Origin of the sequence: Rahnella sp. AA, assembly GCF_002834385.1 — a bacterium.
Lineage (GTDB): Bacteria > Pseudomonadota > Gammaproteobacteria > Enterobacterales > Enterobacteriaceae > Rahnella.
Window position 1 is genome coordinate 373,486 of the sequence record NZ_PITQ01000002.1, and the last position, 20,533, is coordinate 394,018.

General features: G+C 55.9%; 18 protein-coding genes. All 18 read right to left on the minus strand.

Going from position 1 to position 20,533, the window contains the following annotated elements; all coding sequences use genetic code 11:
- Positions 1 to 45: 45 nt before the first annotated feature.
- The 18 genes from menE to nuoE all read right to left on the minus strand — a co-directional run bounded on the left by menE (position 46) and on the right by nuoE (position 20,532).
- Positions 46 to 1,422 carry an o-succinylbenzoate--CoA ligase gene (menE, locus tag CWS43_RS06415; protein WP_101076089.1) on the minus strand — a complete coding sequence of 459 codons (1,377 nt, stop codon included), beginning with the start codon at positions 1,420 to 1,422 and terminating at the stop codon, positions 46 to 48.
- Positions 1,407 to 2,408, minus strand: coding sequence for an o-succinylbenzoate synthase (gene menC / locus CWS43_RS06420; protein WP_101076090.1), 1,002 nt, complete (start codon positions 2,406 to 2,408; stop codon positions 1,407 to 1,409). The genes menE and menC overlap by 16 nt, the downstream gene beginning before the upstream one ends.
- Positions 2,408 to 3,265 (minus strand): 1,4-dihydroxy-2-naphthoyl-CoA synthase, encoded by an 858-nt coding sequence (menB, locus tag CWS43_RS06425; protein WP_101076091.1) that lies wholly within the window; start codon positions 3,263 to 3,265, stop codon positions 2,408 to 2,410. Before menB ends, menC begins: the two co-directional genes overlap by 1 nt.
- Complete coding sequence (gene menH, locus CWS43_RS06430) at positions 3,252 to 4,049, minus strand: 2-succinyl-6-hydroxy-2,4-cyclohexadiene-1-carboxylate synthase (protein WP_101076092.1); 798 nt, start codon at positions 4,047 to 4,049, stop codon at positions 3,252 to 3,254. The genes menB and menH overlap by 14 nt, the downstream gene beginning before the upstream one ends.
- The gene (gene menD, locus CWS43_RS06435; protein ID WP_101076093.1) at positions 4,046 to 5,719 is read right to left on the minus strand and encodes a 2-succinyl-5-enolpyruvyl-6-hydroxy-3-cyclohexene-1-carboxylic-acid synthase; all 1,674 of its coding nucleotides are present in this window, start codon (positions 5,717 to 5,719) and stop codon (positions 4,046 to 4,048) included. The genes menH and menD overlap by 4 nt, the downstream gene beginning before the upstream one ends.
- Before the next feature lie 19 nt (positions 5,720 to 5,738).
- A complete protein-coding gene (gene menF / locus CWS43_RS06440; protein WP_101076094.1) occupies positions 5,739 to 7,076 on the minus strand; it encodes an isochorismate synthase MenF in 1,338 nt (445 codons plus the stop codon).
- A gap of 230 nt (positions 7,077 to 7,306) precedes the next feature.
- Positions 7,307 to 7,615 carry a DUF883 family protein gene (locus CWS43_RS06445; protein ID WP_101076095.1) on the minus strand — a complete coding sequence of 103 codons (309 nt, stop codon included), beginning with the start codon at positions 7,613 to 7,615 and terminating at the stop codon, positions 7,307 to 7,309.
- Between the two features lie 104 nt (positions 7,616 to 7,719).
- Positions 7,720 to 8,235 carry a DUF1097 domain-containing protein gene (locus CWS43_RS06450; RefSeq protein WP_101076096.1) on the minus strand — a complete coding sequence of 172 codons (516 nt, stop codon included), beginning with the start codon at positions 8,233 to 8,235 and terminating at the stop codon, positions 7,720 to 7,722.
- 193 nt (positions 8,236 to 8,428) lie between these two features.
- Positions 8,429 to 9,889 carry an NADH-quinone oxidoreductase subunit NuoN gene (gene nuoN, locus CWS43_RS06455; RefSeq protein ID WP_101076097.1) on the minus strand — a complete coding sequence of 487 codons (1,461 nt, stop codon included), beginning with the start codon at positions 9,887 to 9,889 and terminating at the stop codon, positions 8,429 to 8,431.
- A gap of 6 nt (positions 9,890 to 9,895) precedes the next feature.
- Entirely contained in the window at positions 9,896 to 11,425 is a 1,530-nt protein-coding gene (gene nuoM, locus CWS43_RS06460) for an NADH-quinone oxidoreductase subunit M (RefSeq protein WP_101076098.1), read from the minus strand.
- A gap of 97 nt (positions 11,426 to 11,522) precedes the next feature.
- On the minus strand, positions 11,523 to 13,370 hold the full coding sequence (gene nuoL / locus CWS43_RS06465; protein WP_101076099.1) for an NADH-quinone oxidoreductase subunit L: 1,848 nt from the start codon (positions 13,368 to 13,370) through the stop codon (positions 11,523 to 11,525).
- Positions 13,367 to 13,669: an NADH-quinone oxidoreductase subunit NuoK gene (nuoK, locus tag CWS43_RS06470; protein ID WP_004936014.1), complete on the minus strand. Its 303-nt coding sequence runs from the start codon at positions 13,667 to 13,669 to the stop codon at positions 13,367 to 13,369. Before nuoK ends, nuoL begins: the two co-directional genes overlap by 4 nt.
- Positions 13,666 to 14,223, minus strand: coding sequence for an NADH-quinone oxidoreductase subunit J (nuoJ, locus tag CWS43_RS06475; RefSeq protein ID WP_101076100.1), 558 nt, complete (start codon positions 14,221 to 14,223; stop codon positions 13,666 to 13,668). The genes nuoK and nuoJ overlap by 4 nt, the downstream gene beginning before the upstream one ends.
- Before the next feature lie 12 nt (positions 14,224 to 14,235).
- Positions 14,236 to 14,778: an NADH-quinone oxidoreductase subunit NuoI gene (gene nuoI / locus CWS43_RS06480; RefSeq protein ID WP_101076101.1), complete on the minus strand. Its 543-nt coding sequence runs from the start codon at positions 14,776 to 14,778 to the stop codon at positions 14,236 to 14,238.
- Positions 14,779 to 14,792: 14 nt separating this feature from the next.
- Complete coding sequence (gene nuoH / locus CWS43_RS06485; protein ID WP_101076102.1) at positions 14,793 to 15,770, minus strand: NADH-quinone oxidoreductase subunit NuoH; 978 nt, start codon at positions 15,768 to 15,770, stop codon at positions 14,793 to 14,795.
- A complete protein-coding gene (nuoG, locus tag CWS43_RS06490) occupies positions 15,767 to 18,493 on the minus strand; it encodes an NADH-quinone oxidoreductase subunit NuoG (RefSeq protein ID WP_101076462.1) in 2,727 nt (908 codons plus the stop codon). The genes nuoH and nuoG overlap by 4 nt, the downstream gene beginning before the upstream one ends.
- A gap of 144 nt (positions 18,494 to 18,637) precedes the next feature.
- Positions 18,638 to 19,999, minus strand: a complete 1,362-nt coding sequence (nuoF, locus tag CWS43_RS06495) for an NADH-quinone oxidoreductase subunit NuoF (RefSeq protein WP_101076103.1) — start codon at positions 19,997 to 19,999, stop codon at positions 18,638 to 18,640.
- Complete coding sequence (gene nuoE, locus CWS43_RS06500) at positions 19,996 to 20,532, minus strand: NADH-quinone oxidoreductase subunit NuoE (RefSeq protein ID WP_232776711.1); 537 nt, start codon at positions 20,530 to 20,532, stop codon at positions 19,996 to 19,998. Before nuoE ends, nuoF begins: the two co-directional genes overlap by 4 nt.
- Position 20,533: the final 1 nt, after the last annotated feature.

The following is a 20,533-nucleotide window of genomic DNA, read 5'->3' on the forward strand; positions in this document are numbered from 1 at the left end:
AAACGATGAGGGCCGCAATAGCGGCCCTCTTTTTTATTCCGGTATTCATGCGCTCAGCGTTTCTACCCACTGGCGGAGACGGAGGCGGGAAACTTTGATGCCTCCCTGCATCAGCACCGCTGGCAGCGCGTGATATGCCACAGGTAACTGAAAATGTGGGATCTGATGGCCCAGCCAGAGATGAAGCTCTTCATAGTGCAAATCAGCCTGCGCGTCGAGCACGGCCACCGGCCGATGACCGAACTGCTCATCGGCCACCGGCACAACAAAAGCCTGAGAAACCTTCGGATGGCTGACCAGCACTTTCTCAATATCTTCCGGCTGAATACCTTCACCACCGCTGAAAAATAAATTATCCAGCCGGCCAATAATACGCAGTTCATCGCCCAGCCATTCGCCCCGGTCACGGGTGTGTAACCAGCCATCACTCCCGGTCAGCGGCATTATGTGACCGTCTTTCCAGTAACCCGCCGCCAGGCTTTGCGCACGGATCAAGATTTCACCGTCGCTCAGACGAACCTCACGTCCTGCCAGTGCCTGCCCGACACCAGCAGAACCGTCTGCTCTTTTAGCGGTCACCGTTGAAGCTGCTTCCGTCATGCCGTAGCCACACCAGCAACGAATACCCGCAAGCTCAGCTTGTTCGGTTAATTCCCGTGGGATTTGTGCGCCACCGAGCAAGACGTCTTTCAGCTTTTCAGGCAAATGAGGCTGTTTAAGCAAACGCCAGAGCTGAGTGGGTACCAGCGACGCATGGCTGCTCTGCGCCAACGCAGTTTCAAACGTTTGCTCAGCAGCCAGTACCAGTGTGGCTCCCGCCGTCAGCCAGCGCCAGATAATCCCCTGCCCCGAAACATGAAACAGCGGCAACGAGAGCAACCAGCTGTCGTTTTGTGCAAACGGAATCAGCCCGAGTACGCCGCGCGCACTGGCAAGATGAGCCTCAATGCTGTGCGCTGCTGCTTTAGGTAAACCACTTGAGCCTGAAGTCAGCGTCAGCGTCGCGATACGCTGTGGCTGCCACCCGGCGGCGCTGGCAGAATACGCATTTTGCAGCGCAAGCTCAGGGATATTCAGGCAGAGCGGCTGGCCGGTAAAATCGAGAATAAAATCAATATTCATCTGGGGCAGCAGTTCTGCGCACAGGCTTTGGGGCAATTGCGGATTCAGCGGCAATATTCGCGCACCGGTTTGCAATATGGCTAAATAACTGAGTAATGCATCGAGATTGTTTTTACTGCGTAACACCACACCACGGCCTTCACCTACACCCTGTTGGATAAATCCGGCGGCCAGCGAATCGATACGATGTTGTAAATCTCGCCAGCACCAGGTGATATCACCGGCCTGCAGCGCGACGGCAAAGGGCGAACGGTTCGCCCGGTCGCGCCACGGCCAGTCTTTGATTATTTGCTCTGCCACAAAATCTCCAGCTCAGAGGCTTCAGTCAGGGGTAATACAGAATCCGGCCAACGACGGACCAGCTGTGTCTGCATTAAATCCAGTGTATCAAGTCCGGGAATCGCATCCGGCGTCAGCCACTGCGCGATCCTCGCCAGTTGCGTCAGCCCGAGGCTGGACTCAATGGAGGAGCTGATAATTGCCTCCAGCCCTGCCGCGTGTGCTTTAGCAATCAGCTGGCGACAACGCATCAGGCTACCGGTCAGCGTTGGTTTAATAATAATTGCCGCCAGCCCCGGTTCGGCTTCGACGGTAAAACCGGCTTCACGCACACTTTCATCCCAGGCAATTGCGATGCCGGTTAAGCGGGTAAAATCGCGGGATTGTTCACGGGTAAGGCAAGGTTCTTCAATAAAGGCGATACGCGAACGAAGTTCCGGTGCGACATGCCGTGCGAACCCTTCCGCTTTAACGGGGGTCCAGCTACGGTTGGCGTCAAGACGCAGATGCAGATCGGGTAGTGCTTCCAGCAACATGCTGACATTGAGCCCGTCCCCTACCGCTTCGTATAGCCCAACTTTTACCTTTGCAACTTTTTTGCCATATAAATCAGCGGGCAATGCACCAAGGCGAGCATACAGCTCGTTCGGATCGCCATGACATAACGGCGCGCAACGGGTGCTCAACACCGGAGGCAGCTCGTCGCGCAATTCCGCATCGGCACAGCTCAGCCCAAACGCGACAGAAGGTAACGTGCTAAACGCTGAGGCTACGGCTTTCAGTGATGCGCCCTGTATCCACTGACTCAGGCCATGCCGGACGGCGTCCTGTGCCTGAGTCAGCGTTTCGAGGCTAAAACCGGGCAGCGGCGCGATTTCGCCCCACCCTGTTTTATCGTCCTGCCACAATGAAACCAAAAGCCCGTCGCGGGTTTTCAGACGCTGGTTACGCAGCACCACGCCTGCCTCCATCGGCACGCTATACCGGTACACCATGGCGCGGCGCATTATGGATTACGCTTAAATTTGCTGAAGTCCGGCTGGCGTTTTTCATTAAACGCGTTGCGGCCTTCCTGACCTTCATCGGTCATATAGAACAGCATGGTGGCGTTACCCGCCAGTTCCTGCAGCCCGGCCTGACCGTCGCAATCGGCGTTCAGCGCGGCTTTCAGGCAACGCAGCGCCATCGGGCTGTTTTCCAGCATTTCACGACACCAGCGTACGGTTTCTTTTTCCAGATCGGCCAGAGGAACCACGGTATTCACCAGCCCCATCTCCAGCGCAGCCTTAGCATCGTACTGACGGCACAGGAACCAGATTTCGCGGGCTTTTTTCTGGCCGACAATGCGGGCCATGTAAGATGCGCCCCAGCCGCCGTCAAACGATCCCACTTTAGGGCCAGTCTGGCCGAAGATAGCGTTATCTGCGGCAATCGTCAGGTCGCACATCATATGAAGAACGTGACCACCGCCAATAGAATAGCCAGCAACCATCGCCACTACCGGTTTCGGACAAGTACGAATCTGCCGCTGAAAGTCCAGCACGTTCAGATGATGCACACCGCTGTCATCCTGATAACCGCCGTAGTCCCCGCGAACTTTTTGATCGCCCCCTGAACAGAACGCTTTTTCACCTTCGCCCGTAAGCACAATCACGCCAATGCCTTCGTCATTACGGGCATCATCCAGTGCGCGGATCATCTCTTTGACGGTCAGGGGACGGAATGCGTTGCGCACCTGCGGGCGGTTAATCGTAATTTTAGCAATGCCATCAATGGATTTGTGATAACGAATATCTTCAAACTCACCGGTGCAATCACGCCATTCAACAGGGGCGTAGAGCTCTTTTTCATCAGGATAAATCATGTTCAACTTCCTTTAAGACAGGTGAAATAATAAATGCCAGCGCCTGACGGGCGAATTCACCGGGATTGTCACGATGGGCGTTATGCCCGGCATTGGCGATAGTGCGCAGTTCGAAACCAGAATGCTGCGCAAGATGAGTAAATTTAGTGTCGTGGCTGCCGCATAACCAGGCCAGCGGCAGATGAAGCTGATGCAGTTCTTCGCTTAGATCCGGCTGTACGGATAACGATGTGGAAGCCAGCATCGCAGCCACGGTATGCGGATTATTATTTTCACGCAGCAGGATCAGTTGCTGACGCTTCGCATCCGTCAGGCTGGCAAAGACCGGCTGGCGATACCAGCTGTCGAGGGCATGCTTCCAGGGTAATTGCAAAAAACGTGTCGCCCATTGCTGGTCGTGATGACGGCGCTGCGCGCGATCCGCCTGACAGGTCAGCCCAGGATGTGCGCCTTCAACCAGCACGCCTTGTAAACCCGAGCGATCTCCCTGACAGGCATGGTAAAGGCTGATACGCCCCCCCAGCGAATAACCCACCAGCCAGTACGCCGTTATGCCCTGTTGGTGTAACGTATTCGTCAGCAGTTGGCTGACATCAGCAAACCCGGCCGCCGTCACTGCGGCAGAACCGCCGTGACCCGGTAAATCGACAAAAAGGCAAGGCCAGCCATTGAGTGAAGGGAACAGCGGCTCCCAGTCCGTTGCGCTACCCAGCAAACCGTGGAGAAAGACCAGCCACGGACGCCCTTTGACCTCGCTGTTGAGCCGCGTGCAGGCCAGCGTCATGATGCACCGACCTCTTTAACTAAATCACGCAGGCACTCTGCGCCTTCCGTTTCACTGACTTTCAGCTCGATAAGTTTTACGCCGCCGTGCTGCCAGCATTGTCTGACGGCTTCGCGCAAAGCACTCATGGAGTCCGGGCAGGCATAGTCCAGGCCAAACATCGCTGCGGCGTGGCTGAACTCAACATTTTGCGGCATGCAGTAAAAACGCTGACGCTCGGCCTGCGGCGTCGGCAGCAGAGAGAAAATCTGCCCGCCGTTGTTGTTCACCACGATGATGACCGTGGGGGCAGAACACTGGCGCATCAGCGCCAATGCGTTTAAATCGTAAAGTGCTGAGATATCGCCGAGAAGCACCAGCGTGGGCTTGCAGGTCGCGCGCTGCACACCCGCCGCGGTCGAGAGCAGCCCGTCGATTCCACTGGCGCCGCGGTTGGCGAAAACCGGATAACCGGCAGGCAACTGCGCGAAAGCGTCCACAAGACGGACTATCAGGCTGTTGCCGAGGAAAAGCTGACCGTGCTCCGGTAATAATGCCGGCAGCAGCCACGCCGCGGCGGCTTCGCCGGAGGTGCCTTCAAGGCGGTTTTCCACTGCGTTTAACGCGCGTTGGGAACACTGTTCGAGCTCTTCAGCCCAGTCTGGCTGAGGCTGCGCGGGATGCACTTGCAACCAACCGGCCACATCAGCCTGGATCCGGCGCCCCCGATGCTGCGCCGGATCCAGACGGCCAGGCAGCGAATCTATCAGCCAGTAATCCTCCGGCCCGCAAGCCGCCTGCCACTGCAATAAGCGCTTGCCGGTCAGACCGCCGCCAAACTGAATCACCAGTTGAGTGCGCGCCAGCACGGCCTGTGCCTTCGGCGATGCCAGCCACAGATCCGCACAGGGAAGCGGGTTGCCAGTCGAAGCCTGAACGTCACTGATCAACGGCCAGCCGAGCTGTTCTGCCCAATGCGCCAGCAATTCGCTTTCATGCGCAGAAATTCGTCCGGCGATAATCACACCGCGTTTTTGCCGCCATGAAAACCAGTCAGACTGCGCAGCCGGATGCTGCACAGGCGAATAAGACAGCCACGGCTGATTTCCCTGCCACCAGTCGCCCAGCGTTTGCAGCCAGTCCTGATGTTCGCCGTTATCTTCGCCATAAAGCGGCTCAGCAAACGGACAATTGACATGTACCGCGCCGTGCGTTTGCTGCGCGAGCGCGTTATCGAGCGCCGACACCAGCCAGCGGGCGCTGATTTCCGGCGTCGGACGGGGTAAATCCAGCGTTTCAACGGGATGGTTGGAAAACATCCCCGTCTGGCGGATAGCCTGATTCGCGCCGCAACCGATAAGCTCTGGCGGGCGATCGGCGGTGAGCAGCACCAGTTTCTCGCCGGTCAGCCCTGCCTCTATCAGCGCCGGATAAAGATTCGCAACCGCCGTACCGGAAGTCACAATGACGGCAACCCGCTGCCCGCTGGCTTTCGCCAGACCGAGCGCCAGATGGCCAAGACCACGTTCATCAAAATGGGTATGACAAATAAGGTGCGGATGCGCTGCCGCCGCAAGCGTCAACGGTGTGGAACGGGAACCGGGAGCGATGCAAACGTGTTGCACCTGATGACGGGTTAATGCTTCAAGAACCAGCGTAGCCCAACGGCGGTTAAAGACGGCAACAGACATGATGAACTCCGGCAAAGGATTATCCGGCCTGGACGGCAGGTGTATAGTGCTCTTCCAACAACGTCCGCAACCCTGCGGCCTTGTTTTCGATTTCCTGCCATTCCTGTGCAGCATCAGAGCCGGCGACGATCCCCGCACCAGCGTAAAGTTCCAGTTGATTCCCCTTTACAGCCGCAGAACGCAATGCCACGGTAAATTCGCTTTGTTCAGTGCTGAGATAACCCGCAGAACCGGCATACCACTGGCGGTCAAACGGTTCAAATTCTGCGATAAACTCACGCGCAGCCTGACGCGGTAGCCCGGCCACCGCCGCCGTCGGTTGCAGGCGCTGCAGGCATCCGGCATCGTCTGATTCGGTCAGCTCACCATGAATACTGCGGCGCAGATGCTGCACTTTGCGCAAACGCAAAATCTCAGCGGGCATCACATCCAGCGAATGCGCTCCGCCCTGTAAGCGCTGGCAGATATCATCAACGACCAGCAAATTTTCGCGCTGATTTTTGCCATCATTCAGCAGCCATTCCCCCAGTGCCTGTGCTTCATGATTATCAGGATGGCTGGCAACGGTGCCCGCTAACGCTTCGGTATAAAGCTCAAAATGATCGCGCAGGAACAGCCGTTCAGGGCTGGAGCCGAGAAAAGCCTGCTGCGGCGTGAATGCCAGCATAAAGTGATAGCAGTGATGATTGACCTCGCGGCTGGCGGCCAGAAAAGCACAGGCATTCAGCGGCTGGCTGAGCGTTAAGGTCGTCTTGCGCGCCAGCACGACCTTCTCGAATTGTTGTTGTTCAATTCCCGCCAGCGCACGCGCAATCATCTGATTCCACTGGGGTTCAGCCGGTAGATGTTGATGCTGTAAAACGCGGGATGTTATCGGCGGCAAAGCATGGCTGACCACCAGTGAGCGCAGGAATAAACGTGTACGACGCATTTCATCACGCAACGATGTGGTGCTGAAAACAGTGCAGCGCAGAAAGTACGTCGTGCCCTGGCGGCAGAGTTCTATACGGGGAAGAAAGAGTGCGTTGGCGGCCAATGCTGACCCATCAGCGCCGTTGAAAGCGTTCAGCCCCCAGACATGCAGATCGGGAACGTCGTGATGCTGGCGGATAAAAGCCTGCGCCAGCCGGATATTGCCAAACGCATAGGCATCGCCACAAACAGCCGCTTCCTCATTACCCTCACGTTGTTGCCAGTAGAATTTCGGGTAGCAGGGCTGCGATGACAGCCATTCAAGCAGGCCGGTGTCAGGCTGTTTTTGCAGGGAATAACTGAACTGTCGGATCCCCGCTGCATCAGGCCATTCGCCTGTCAGCGCTGTATCAAGCTGCTCAATGATTGCTGATATTTGTTTCACCGCTACCTCGGGCCATACCGGATGTTTAGTGACGGGTAGTAAATACCCTTCTGGATCAAAAAACGGGTTGGATCAATTACGGATGAATTATGCGGCGATACGAAAAATGAAAATATGCGACAGATCAAGCTGAAGTGAGTGCCGATAGCTAAGAAGGAGTATAGGGGGAGTGAAAGGAGTTATCAAACGCGGACACAGGAGCAGCAGACAGCTGCTCCTGAAAAACAAATCTAGCGACGCAGCAGCAAACCGACCACTAAACCAACGGCAGCCCCCACGCCGACGCCATGCCACGGGTTTTCGCGCACATAACTGTCCGTCTGCTCAGCGACGTGACGGGCTTTTTTACAATAGGAACGGGCGGCGGGATCAATACGCGATTTTATATCTTTCAGTGCATTTTCAGCACGCGCTTTAATCTGAACGTACTTTTCATCGGCTTTATCACCGGAGGATTTCAGCACTTCTTCCAGTGTTTCAGTCAGCATACGCAAATCGTCATCCAACGAATTTTGCTGTGTCTCAAATTGGTCAGCCATGATTATCTCCTTATGATGTGGAAGTTCACACTGCCTATAACCCTAGCGCATAACGGGATTAAATGCCCGCCAGATCCGCATAAACTGCCGTAAATTCGGGGGATTTAAGAACCTTCTGACCCTTTTGCTTTCGCAAAAACGGCAGTGGTTTCCGGCTGCGCATGCGGTTTTTCGCGCTGTTTCGCCAGCCATAATCCGCTGTTTTTCATTGCATAGCCAAACACCAGCCCCACCAGCAGCGATAACACCACCTGCCGCCAGTCACCCTGTGCAGCAAACGTCGCACACGCGCCGATAAAAGTGCCGGGAACAAACGCCAGCCACTGTTGCCAGGCCTGAATACACATCAGGAAGGCAACAACGCCGGTCAGCAGATAACCGAGAATACTCAGTTCCGGACGCATCGCGCTGCCCGCGATAATGACAACCGCCCAGAAGACGCCGCTCATGCAGGTCAGCGTGCTGATCACGAGTCCGCGCAACCCACCCTGCGGGCAGGCGAAATATGCGGTGCAGCCCAGGAAACCTGCCCAGCCGATCAGACCCAGACTGACAGCCACCCAGCCCCAGAGACCGGAGAGGATCCCGGTGGTGATCGCGATCATCACTAAAACATTCATGTTTAAAACCTGCACAAATTTGAACAAGCGCGCAGTTTACGCATTGACGGGAAGAATGGAATGGGAGAGATCACAAAATTGATGTAATAATTAGTGGAACGTACATATAAACGTGATCAGCATCACATATTGCAGGATTATTGATTAAAAAAGCCGCTCATGTGAGCGGCTTCGTCGTTTATCGCACGGGCTGTCAGAGCAGCGGTTGAGCCATCTGCACCAGCGAGATCAACGGTTGCGGGAAGATACCCAGCAGCAGCACCAGAATCGCGGAAATCAGAACCACCACGCCGCCTGCCGTTAACGCCCAGTTGTTCGGGGTGTCACGGACCAGCGTTTCCGGCGCGCTGAGATACAGGCTGACTGTAACGCGCAGGTAGTAGTAAAGACCAATCGCAGAACCGACTACCACAGCGCCGGTCAGCCACCACAGATGCGCGGTCACACCAGTCGCAATCACGTAGAACTTACCAATGAAACCGAGGGTCATCGGGATACCGGCCAGTGACAGCATCATCACGGTCATCACCGCAGACAGAATCGGTTTGTGCCAGAACAGCCCACGGTAGGAGAACAGCGATTCTGCATCCGGGCCTTTGTACGGGCTGGACATCAGACTGACCACACCAAACGCACCAAGGCTGCTAAACAGGTAACCGGCCAGATACACACCGACGGTTTCCATCGACAACTGATGCGTTTGCACGGCAATCAGCGCCACCAGCAGATAACCCAGGTGAGCGATTGACGAGTAACCCAGCAGACGCTTGATGTTGCTCTGGCTTATCGCCATCAGGTTACCGACCAGAATCGAACAGAAGGCGATAATGCCCAGAACGATGCGGATGGATTCGCTGTCAGCCACCGGTGCGTAAAGGAACAAACGCATAACCACGGCAAAGATAGCAATCTTGCTGGCGGTCGCCAGGAAAGTCGATACCGGCGCCGGAGCACCCTGATACACGTCCGGCGTCCACAGGTGGAACGGAACCAGTGACAGTTTGAAGCCCAGACCGACAATCATCATGCCCAGACCGGCCATCAGCAGCGGCTGATGCAGCATCTGTCCGTCGCCCAGGTTTTTGCCCAATGACGCGAAGGACAAATCACCCGATTGTGCGTACAGCAACGCCATACCGAACAGCAGGAATGACGACGCAGCGGCAGACAGCAGCATGTATTTGATAGCGGCTTCGAGCGAACGTTTCTGACGATAGGCGTAACCGACCAGGCCAAACAATGGCAGGGAAATCAGTTCGATCCCCAGGAACATTGACGCCAGATGGTTAGAACAGGCCAGCAGAATACCGCCCATGGCCGCGATGAGAACTAACAGGTAGAACTCTTCACGGTTGTCCGGATAACCGGCCAGCCACGGATAAGCAAACGTACTGGTTGCCAGACTCGCCAGCAACACCAGCCCGATGTAGAACATCGAATAACCGTCAACACGCAGCAGCGGTGTGACATCCTGCGGCCCGACCTGCCCGACGTAGTAAAGGGAAAGTAAGGCAACGTTCAGCCCGATGACTGTCAGTGTGGCATTGAGAAAATGGTCGCGTCGCCACGCAATGGACAGCATCACCACCACCACCGTCAATCCGACGATCATCAGCGGTAATAGTGCGATCAGATTTTGAAGTGTAAATGTCATGGCGAATTACGGCCTTGTCGTTGAAATAGTGGAAACTGAAGACCCGAACCAGTGCTGAATGTTGCTCATCGCTGCACCCGAGGTATCCAGAATTGGCTGCGGGAACACGCCCAGCGCCACCAGCAATACCACCAGCAACAGGATGATCGACAGTTCACGTGAGGTCATGCCTTGCAGCGGCTCGTCGGATTTTGCTTTGCCGTAATAAGCGCGCTGCATCATCACCAGGGAGTACACCGAAGCGAACACCAGGCCGAAGGTCGAGATGACAGTGATCACCGGCACAACCGGGAAGCTGCCAAACAGGATCATGAATTCACCCACAAAGTTACCGGTACCCGGCATCCCTAAGGTCGCCACGGCAAAGAACAGCGACAACGCTGGCAGGTATTTAATGCGTCCCCACAATCCGCCCATCTGACGCATATCGCGGGTATGCAGACGTTCGTAAAGCTGACCACAGATGATGAACATACCGGCTGCGGACAGACCGTGTGCAATCATCTGAATCACTGCGCCCTGGTACGCCAGCTGGCTGCCGGTGTAAATCGCAATCAGCACGAAGCCCATGTGCGAAACCGAGGTGTAAGCAATCAGACGTTTGATGTCGGTCTGGCAGAACGCCATCCACGCACCGTAGAAGATACCAATCACACCCAGCCACATGGCAATCGGTGCAAACTGATGGGACGCTTCCGGGAACAGTGGCAGACAGAAACGTAACATCCCGTAGGCCGCGGTTTTCAGCAAGATACCGGCTAAGTCAACGGAACCGGCGGTTGGTGCCTGGCTGTGAGCATCCGGTAACCAGCCGTGCAATGGCACAACCGGCATTTTCACCGCGAAGGCGATGAAGAAGCCCAGCATCAGCAGATATTCAACGGTATGCGACATCGGCGTTTTCAGCAGGTCTGCATAGTTGAATGTCCACACGCCAGTGGCGTTGTAGTGCACGAACACTAATCCGAGGATGGCAATCAACATCACCAGACCGCTGGACTGCGTATAGATGAAGAATTTAGTGGCTGCGCTGATACGCGTTTTACCGTCTGACGCTTTGTGACCCCACAAGGCAATCAGGAAGTACATCGGCACCAGCATCATTTCCCAGAAGAAGAAGAACAGGAAAAGGTCGATGGCCAGGAACACGCCGATAACGCCGCCGAGGATCCACAGCAGGTTCAGGTGGAAGAAACCCTGATATTTCTGGATTTCACGCCACGAACAGAGGATCGCCAGCACGCCCAGCAGACCGGTCAGCACCACCATCAGCAGGGACAGACCGTCCAGCGCCAGATGGAAACTGATACCAAAACGCGGGATCCACGGCACCGAGAATTCGGACTGCCACTGTGGAATACCTGCAGGCGTCGTTAATGAATATCCTCCCTGCAACCACAGTTGCACGGAAAGAGCCAGCGTCAGCCCCATCGCAATCAACGCGATCCAGCGCGGTACTTTGGTCCCAAAGCGCTCAGTCTGCCAGCACAGCAGGCCGCCGATAAAGGGGATAAATATTAGCCAAGGTAATAGCATGGCGTGTCGTTCCCTTCTTTTATGCCCGAAGGCTATTTCACTTGCTGGCCCGTTACACCAACAGACCAGCATTGATAACTACACCCGTAATGCAGGCTTAAATCACCAGCAGCAGCGCCAGAACGACCACTGCACCGAGCCCCATTGACGCGACATACCAACGCACCTGACCATTTTCACTCAACGTCAGGCCGCGGTTACCCAGACGGGCAAAGATCGCAGGCAGATTCATCATTGAGTTCAGCGGGTCACGTTGCAGAAGTTTCGCCACCAGCAGATACGGTTTGACGAAAATCATGTCGTACAGCCAGTCGAAGCCCCAGGCATGGAACCACCAGGTCGTGAAGAAACGGCCCGGTGCGCTTTTCGCGATGCTGTTAACCAGTGAGCGTTTACCCAGATACAGGGCAGCCGCCAGCAGGATACCGGCAATCGCAATCACGCCAGAGGTGATTTCCAGGGTCAGCACGCTGCCATGCGCCAGCTCAGTGGTTTCTGGCAGAACACCTTTCAGTGGCGGAACAATCATCGCGCCAATAAAGGTGGACAGAACCAGTAACACCAGCAGCGGCAGGTGGTGAGTGATGCCTTTACCCGCATGCGCTTTGATTTTCTCTTCGCCGTGGAACACGATGAAGATCATGCGGAAGGTGTACAGCGAGGTCATAAACGCCCCCACCAGACCGGCAACCATCAGGTTCAGATGGCCGTTAGCCAGCGCACCCGCGAGGATTTCGTCTTTACTGAAGAAGCCCGCAGTGATGACAGGTAAGGCGGAAAGTGCCGCGCCGCCGACCAGGAAGCAGATATAAACAAGCGGAATGGATTTACGTAATCCCCCCATCTTGAAGATGTTCTGTTCGTGGTGGCAGGCCAGAATGACCGAACCGGAAGAAAGGAACAGTAAGGCTTTGAAGAATGCGTGCGTCATCAGATGGAAGATGGCGGCATCCCACGCCTGAACGCCCAGCGCCAGGAACATGTAACCAATCTGGCTCATGGTCGAGTAAGCAAGAACGCGTTTGATATCGGTTTGTACCAGCGCCGCAAAGCCTGCGAGCACCAGCGTTACCGCACCAATAATACCGACCAGATGCAGAATCTCCGGCGCCATCAGGAACAGGCCGTGAGTACGTGCAATCAGGTAAACACCGGCGGTCACCATGGTCGCGGCGTGGATCAGCGCGGAAACCGGTGTCGGACCGGCCATGGCGTCTGCCAGCCAGGTCTGCAACGGAAGCTGTGCCGATTTACCCACTGCGCCACCCAGTAACATCAGGGTTGCCCAGGTAATTGCCGTGTCGCCAACCGCCAGTTTCTGCGGTGCCAGCACCATCAGCTCACGGAAGTTCAGCGTACCCAGTTCGCGGTAAAGGATGAACAGTGCGAAAGCCAGGAACACGTCACCGACGCGGGTCACGATGAACGCTTTCATCGCCGCTGCGCCGTTAGCCGGGTTGGAGTAGTAAAAACCGATCAGCAGGTAACTGCACAGGCCCACGCCTTCCCAACCGAGGTACATCAGCAAAAGGTTGTCTGCCAGTACCAGAATCACCATGCTGGCGATAAACAGGTTGGTGTACGCGAAGAAGCGTGAGTAGCCTTCTTCACCGCGCATGTACCAGGACGCGAACATGTGGATGAAGAAACCGACACCGGTGACCACGGACAACATGGTCATCGACAAACCGTCGAGGGTCAGCGTCGCGGAAATGTTGAAGTTTCCGACCTGCATCCAGTTCCACAGTGTCTGGTTGAAGATTTCAACGCCCGCCGCTTTCTGGCTGAGGAAGTTGATGCCCACATAAATAGTGGTCAGTGCAGCCAGACCAATGGAGCCTACGCCCACCGTTGCCGACGTGTTTTCAGACCAGCGACCGCGTGAGAAGGCCAGCAAAATAAAGCCAATCAGCGGGAACAGAATTGTTAAATAGAGTAAGTTCATCCGCGCATCTCACTGACAGTATCAATATTCAGGGTATGGCGACGGCGATACAGTTGCAGCAGCAACGCCAGGCCAATACTGGCCTCCGCCGCAGCCAGACTGATGGCCAGAATGTACATCACCTGCCCGTCTGCCTGACCCCAGTAGCTTCCCGCCACGATAAACGCCAGCGCTGCCGCGTTGATCATCACTTCCAGACTGATCAGCATAAACAGCAGATTACGGCGAACCAGCAGGCCGGTCAGCCCGAGAACAAAGAGAATTGCAGCCAGAATCAGGCCATGTTGTAGAGGGATCATGCTCTCTCCTCCGTTTTTCTTTTTGCCATTTCTGTCGTGACCGGTGCGTCACCAAAAACTTCGCCCGGTTTATGTTCACGACCAATATGGAACGCCACCACCAGACCGGCCAGCAGCAACATGGACGCCAGTTCAACCGCCAGAACATAAGGCCCGAACAGCGCGATACCGACGGCTTTCGCGTCAATCATGTCGCCTTTGATGCCGTGTTCATGCAATCCGAGAATCGACATGATCATGACCACCAGAAGGATGACCGACAAAATTGAAGGCCCGATCCAGGTCGCGGGTTTCAGCCACGCGCGTTCCTGCTCCTGGACGTTGCCAAGGTTCAGCATCATCACGACGAACACGAACAGAACCATGATGGCTCCGGCGTAAACGATGATCTCCAGAGCACCGGCAAAGTAGGCACCGAGCGAGAAGAAGACCGCAGCAATCGCCAGCAAAGAGACGATCAGATACAGCAATGCATGCACCGGATTGGTGTGCGTGATAACACGCAATGTCGCCAACACGGCCACCAGGGCTGCAATATAAAATGCAAATTCCATGCTTGCGGCTCCTTAAGGCAACAGACCTTTGACGTTGATCGGTTTGGCTTCGTTTTCCGCTTCGCCTTTCGGCTTACCGTCAACGGCCATACCGGACATCCGGTAGAAGTTATATTCCGGATACTTACCCGGCCCTGAAATCAACAAATCTTCTTTTTCATACACCAGATCCTGGCGTTTGAATTCACCCAGTTCAAAGTCCGGCGTCAGCTGAATCGCGGTTGTCGGGCACGCTTCTTCACACAGGCCGCAGAAGATGCAGCGTGAGAAGTTGATGCGGAAGAATTCCGGGTACCAGCGGCCGTCTTTATGCTCTGCTTTTTGCAGAGAAATACAGCCTACCGGACACGCTACCGCACACAGGTTACAGGCAACGCAGCGCTCTTCGCCGTCCGGGTCGCGCGTCAGCACGATACGGCCACGATAGCGCGGAGGTGGATTGACCGGAACTTCAGGATACATCTGGGTTTCGCGCTTGGCGAAGGCGTGCAGGCCTATCATCCACAAGCTGCGAACCTGGGTACCGAACCCGACCACTATGTCTTTCAATGTCATGGTTTCATCACCCCTTATTGCGCGTTGTACAAGATGACCGCAGCGGTCGCCAGCAGATTAAGTAACGTCAGCGGCAGGCAAACTTTCCAGCCAAATGACATTACCTGGTCGTAGCGGGGACGCGGCAAAGCAGCACGGATCAAAATGAACATCACCATGAAGAAAGCGGTTTTCAGCGCAAACCAGATAAACGGCGGCAGGAACGGACCCTGCCAGCCACCGAAGAACAAGGTGACGATCAGCGCAGAGACAGTCACGATACCGATGTATTCCCCCACGAAGAACAGACCGAATTTCATACCGGAATATTCAATGTGGTAACCATCGGCCAGTTCCTGCTCGGCTTCCGGCTGGTCAAACGGGTGACGGTGACACACAGCCACACCGGCAATCGCAAAGGTCACAAAGCCAAAGAACTGCGGAATGATGTTCCAGACATGCGCCTGCGAATTCACGATGTCTTGCAGGTTAAACGAACCCGCCTGCGCCACAACGCCCATCAGCGACAAGCCGAGGAACACTTCGTAGCTCAGGGTCTGGGCCGATGCACGCATCGCACCCAGCAGCGAGTATTTGTTGTTACTCGACCAGCCAGCAAACAACACCGCATAGACAGTCAGACCGGCCATCATCAGGAAGAACAAGATACCGATGTTCAGGTCTGCGGCGAACCAGGTCGGGCTGACCGGCACGATCGCAAAGGAGATCAACAGGGACGTAAACGCAATCATCGGCGCCAGCGTAAAGATGGCTTTGTCGGTGAATTTAGGAACCCAGTCTTCCTTGAAGAACATCTTGATCATGTCAGCAACGAGTTGCAGGGAACCGCCCCAGCCGACACGGTTTGGCCCGTACCGGTTCTGGAACAGGCCCAGCAAGCGACGCTCGCCGAAACTCATGAAGGCCCCGCAGGTCACGACGACCAGCAGGATCACAACGGCTTTCAGGACAGCGATCAACGAATCGATCACAACAGGTGTAAACCAGCTCATTGTGCTGCCTCCCGCAGATTTTCAATCGTTGCGCCAACCAGCACCGGTGGAATACCCGGTAAGCCCAGTGGCAGGCCAAGCTGACCCTGACTGAGGGTTTCACTCAGGCGAACCGGCAGTTTAAGCTGCTGACCGGCGCAGGTGAATTCCACCTGAGAACCGGCATTCACGCCTAACTGAGCCGCATCGGCCGGGTTAACCATCACATAAGGTTGTGGCATACGCTGCTGAATAACCGCAGAACGCTGAGTCATTTCTTCACTGCCGAACAGGTGATAGTAAGGCGCAACACGCCAGTTATCGCTCTGTGCAGTAAAGGCCGCCGGAATACCGGTGAAGTAGTCGAGGTTACCCTCCCCTGCTTCAATCAGACGCACACCCGGATCACCGTGGCGCAGACTGCCGCCCACTTCGCTCTGGAATTTGTTCCAGGCTTGCGGTGAGTTCCAGCCCGGCGCCCAGGCGAATGGCACCTGATTGCGGTTGGCTGTCGGGCTGTTGTTCCCTTCCATCGAGAAGGCAAACATGGTGTCTTTATCTTGCGGCTGACGCGGTTCGTGCACGCTGATGTTGGCGCGCATTGCGGTACGGCCACTTGAGCGGTGCGGAGAACGTGCCAGTTTCTGACCACGAATACGGAAGCTGGCGTTTGGCGCGGCTTCCACCATGCCTTTCAGCTGTGGAAGTGCTGCAACGCAGGCGTCGATAACGTGATCAAGCTGAGTCCAGTCCACATGACGGCTGTTGAGGGTGGAATGCAGCGAGTGCATCCAGCGCCAGCTTTCCAGCATGGAAACGGTGGTGTCGTAGTAAGCCGGGTCATAAACCTGGAAGAAACGCTGTGCGCGGCCTTCCTGATTCACCAGCGTACCGTCGCTTTCAGCAAAACTTGCCGCAGGCAGGATCAGGCTGGCTTTATCCATGATGCGGGTGCGCTGATGGTCAACGACCAGCAGGTTCTGCACTTTCGCTAACGCCGCGTCCACATTCGCTGCCGGAGCCTGACGGTAAAGGTCATTCTCCATCACGATGGCGCTGTCAGCGTCGCCGCGGGTCAGAAGCTCAAGCGCGTCATCCAGCGTGCCGCCGCCAATCATCGACAAACCGATGCTGTTGGCCGCAGAAGCCACGAAGGTGATGCCGACATTGCTGCCCGCCACTTTCAGTGCTTTCGCGATGTTGGCTGCCGCTTCGATAATCGCGTCAGAACCGGCGTTAGAACCGGTGATGATCAGTGGCTTGCGGGCACCGGTAAGCGCCTGCACGATCACGTCGATTTTCTTGTTCAGGCCTTCAGCCAGATCAGTGACCGCCGGTGCTGAATTATCCAGCGCATGGGCGATAGCAAAGCCGAAACGCGCTTGTTCATCTACCGGCGCGCGGTAATTGTAAGCCGCGATATCATCAAGCTTGGTGTTGTCCACGTTCGTGATAAACAACGGATGCTTGGCGTGCTGACCAATGTTTTGCACCGCCGCGATTTGCCAGTCGGCAACACGTTGTGCCGCAGCCATCGCGCGCGCTTTACCTTTCACCGCCTGACGGACAGACAGCGCGATACGTGCGCCGGTCTGGGTTAAATCTTCGCCCAGCACCAGAACCGCATCATATTCTTCGATTTCACGCAGCGCTGGCGTGTGAACGCCGCTGTTGCGCAGAACGTTGAGCATCAGTTGCAGACGCCCTTGTTCTGCCGCGTTGATGCCGGTGTAGAAGTTTTCTGCCCCGACCAGTTCACGCAGCGCAAAGTTGCTTTCCAGGCTGGCTCGCGGAGAACCGATACCGATGGTTTTCTTCGCCTGACGGATGATATCCGCCGCGCCCTGCATCGCCTGTTCGGCGTTCAGCTCGATCCAGTCGTTGCCACGCAATTGCAGTGGTTTCTTCGGGCGATCTTTCAGGTTCACGTAGCCATAACCGAAACGACCACGGTCGCAGAGGAAATAGTGGTTTACGGTACCGTTATAGCGGTTTTCGATACGACGCAGTTCGCCATAACGCTCGCCCGGGCTGGTGTTGCAGCCAACAGAACATTGCTGGCAGATGCTTGGTGCAAACTGCATGTCCCATTTACGGTTGTAGCGTTCGGAGTGCGTTTTATCGGTGAACACGCCTGTCGGACAGACTTCTACCAGGTTACCGGAGAACTCGCTTTCCAGCGGGCCATCTTCCGGGCGACCGAAGTAGACGTTGTCGTGCGCGCCATAGACACCCAGATCGGTGCCGTCCGCGTAATCTTTGTAGTAACGGACACAACGGTAGCAGGCGATACAGCGGTTCATTTCATGCGAGATGAACGGACCGAGATCCTGGTTGTTATGGGTACGTTTGGTAAAGCGGTAGCGGCGCATACTGTGGCCGGTCATCACCGTCATATCCTGAAGGTGACAGTTACCGCCTTCCTCACACACCGGACAGTCGTGCGGGTGGTTGGTCATCAGCCATTCCACGACGCTTTCACGGAATTCTTTTGCTTCTCCGTCGTCGATGGAAATGAAGGTGCCATCAGACGCTGGTGTCATACATGACATCACCAGACGACCGCGCGTGTCTTCCGCATTTTGGTATTGCTTAACCGCACATTGGCGGCAAGCGCCGACGCTTCCCAGCGCCGGATGCCAGCAAAAATAAGGAATATCGAGTCCGAGAGAGAGGCAAGCCTGTAACAGGTTGTCCGCTCCGTCTACATCGTATTCTTTGCCGTCTACATGAATCGTAGCCATAGTCAGCATGCTTCCACGTGGCCCACCTGACGGCGGGCGTTAATCAAAAATTCTTGCCGGGTTGGCGTCTGTCCTGTTGGCAGCGCGTCCCTTGTTCCGGGAATTCGCGCACAGCGGGCTCACGTCCGCCGTCTGTTGCCTTCACTACCAGCGTTGTTTGAGCAGGTTGTTTGGCTGAATACCGCCAATCGCCCGCGCATTGTTGTAATGCTGTTTGGCGATACCCGCCTCGAACTCTTCCCGGAAATATTTAATCGCACTCTGCAATGGCTCCACGGCACCCGGCGCGTGTGCGCAGAAGGTTTTGCCCGGACCCAGCTGGCGGCAAAGCTGCTCAAGGGTTTCGATATCCCCTGGCTGGCCCTCGCCACGTTCCAGCGCGCGCAGAATTTTCACACTCCACGGCAAACCGTCGCGGCACGGTGTACACCAGCCACAGGATTCGCGGGCGAAGAACTCTTCGAGGTTACGCACCAGCGGGACCATGCCGATTTCATTATCTACCGCCATGGCCAGTGCCGTACCCAGACGGCTTCCGGCTTTACCAATGCTGGCAAAATCCATCGGCAGGTCGAGATGGTCAGCGGTCAGGAAGTCAGTCCCTGCCCCGCCCGGCTGCCAGGCTTTGAAAGTCAGACCATCGCGCATGCCACCGGCATACTCTTCAAGGATTTCACGTGCAGTCGTACCAAATGGCAGTTCCCATACGCCCGGATTTTTCACCCGGCCAGAGAAGCCCATCAGTTTGGTACCGGCATCTTCACTTTTGCCCGCAGAAATACCTTTGTACCAGTCCACGCCGTGCTCAAGGATTGCAGGCACGTTACACAGGGTTTCGACGTTGTTTACACACGTCGGTTTACCCCATGCACCGGCAGAAGCCGGGAACGGTGGCTTGGAACGCGGGTTGGCGCGGCGGCCTTCCAGCGAGTTAATCAGCGCGGTTTCTTCACCACAGATGTAGCGACCCGCACCGGTGTGAACAATCAGTTCGAAATCAAAACCGGTGCCGAGAATGTTTTTACCCAGCAGACCCGCCGCGGTGGCTTCTTCGATCGCGCGACGCAGGTTCACGGCGGCTTCAATGTATTCGCCACGCAGGAAGATGTAGCCACGGTAAGATTTCAGCGCGAACGCGGAGATCAACATGCCTTCCACCAGAAGGTGCGGCATTTGCTCCATCAGCATGCGGTCTTTGTAAGTACCCGGTTCCATCTCATCGGCGTTACACAGCAGATAGCGGATGTTCATGCTTTCGTCTTTCGGCATCAGGCTCCACTTAAGACCCGTGGAGAAACCTGCACCGCCGCGCCCTTTCAGGCCTGCGTCTTTCACCAGATTGACGATTTCTTCCTGAGCCATGCCTTTCAGCGCTTTTTCTGCACCGGCGTAACCGTTTTTGCTGCGGTATTCGTCAATCCAGACAGGCTGTTTGTCATCGCGCATGCGCCAGGTCAGCGGATGCATCTCCGGCGTGCGTTCGATATGTCGGGGTGTATAGGTCATGCGTAGCGCTCCAGTAGCTGGCCGATCGCTTCTGGCGTCAGGTGGCTGTGCGTGTCCTCATCAATCATCATTGATGGGCCTTTGTCACAGTTCCCCAGGCAGCAGGTCGGCAGCAGGGTGAAGCGCCCGTCATCGGTCGTTTCGCCCGGCTTGATGTGCAACTGTTGTTCAAGAGCAGCCTGGATCCCCTGATAACCGGTGATGTGGCACACCACGCTGTCACAGTAACGGATCACATGGCGGCCAACCGGCTGGCGGAAGATTTGGCTGTAGAATGTCGCCACACCTTCAACGTCGCTGGCGGGAATGCCCAGAACATCGGAGATCGCGTAGATAGCGCCGTCTGGCACCCAACCACGCGCTTTCTGCACGATTTTCAACGCTTCGATAGAGGCCGCGCGGGCATCTTCGTAGTGATATTTTTCGTGCTCAATCGCTTCACGTTCAGCATCGCTCAGCACAAACACCGGCGGCGCAACGGGCTCGCTGACGTTGATGTACTGAACTTCTGAGTCTTTGTTGATATCTGTCATC

Bases quoted from the DNA above. Each gene is read 5' to 3' on its own strand.
- nuoI (WP_101076101.1), bottom strand. From the start codon at position 14,778: ATGACATTGAAAGACATAGTGGTCGGGTTCGGTACCCAGGTTCGCAGC.
- nuoK (WP_004936014.1), bottom strand. From the start codon at position 13,669: ATGATCCCTCTACAACATGGCCTGATTCTGGCTGCAATTCTCTTTGTT.
- nuoN (WP_101076097.1), bottom strand. From the start codon at position 9,889: ATGACATTTACACTTCAAAATCTGATCGCACTATTACCGCTGATGATC.
- nuoL (WP_101076099.1), bottom strand. From the start codon at position 13,370: ATGAACTTACTCTATTTAACAATTCTGTTCCCGCTGATTGGCTTTATT.
- nuoM (WP_101076098.1), bottom strand. From the start codon at position 11,425: ATGCTATTACCTTGGCTAATATTTATCCCCTTTATCGGCGGCCTGCTG.
- nuoE (WP_232776711.1), bottom strand. From the start codon at position 20,532: ATGACAGATATCAACAAAGACTCAGAAGTTCAGTACATCAACGTCAGC.
- menH (WP_101076092.1), bottom strand. From the start codon at position 4,049: ATGACGCTGGCCTGCACGCGGCTCAACAGCGAGGTCAAAGGGCGTCCG.
- nuoG (WP_101076462.1), bottom strand. From the start codon at position 18,493: ATGGCTACGATTCATGTAGACGGCAAAGAATACGATGTAGACGGAGCG.
- nuoJ (WP_101076100.1), bottom strand. From the start codon at position 14,223: ATGGAATTTGCATTTTATATTGCAGCCCTGGTGGCCGTGTTGGCGACA.
- nuoH (WP_101076102.1), bottom strand. From the start codon at position 15,770: ATGAGCTGGTTTACACCTGTTGTGATCGATTCGTTGATCGCTGTCCTG.
- menB (WP_101076091.1), bottom strand. From the start codon at position 3,265: ATGATTTATCCTGATGAAAAAGAGCTCTACGCCCCTGTTGAATGGCGT.
- menC (WP_101076090.1), bottom strand. From the start codon at position 2,408: ATGCGCCGCGCCATGGTGTACCGGTATAGCGTGCCGATGGAGGCAGGC.
- CWS43_RS06450 (WP_101076096.1), bottom strand. From the start codon at position 8,235: ATGAATGTTTTAGTGATGATCGCGATCACCACCGGGATCCTCTCCGGT.
- menD (WP_101076093.1), bottom strand. From the start codon at position 5,719: ATGTCTGTTGCCGTCTTTAACCGCCGTTGGGCTACGCTGGTTCTTGAA.
- CWS43_RS06445 (WP_101076095.1), bottom strand. From the start codon at position 7,615: ATGGCTGACCAATTTGAGACACAGCAAAATTCGTTGGATGACGATTTG.
- nuoF (WP_101076103.1), bottom strand. From the start codon at position 19,999: ATGACCTATACACCCCGACATATCGAACGCACGCCGGAGATGCATCCG.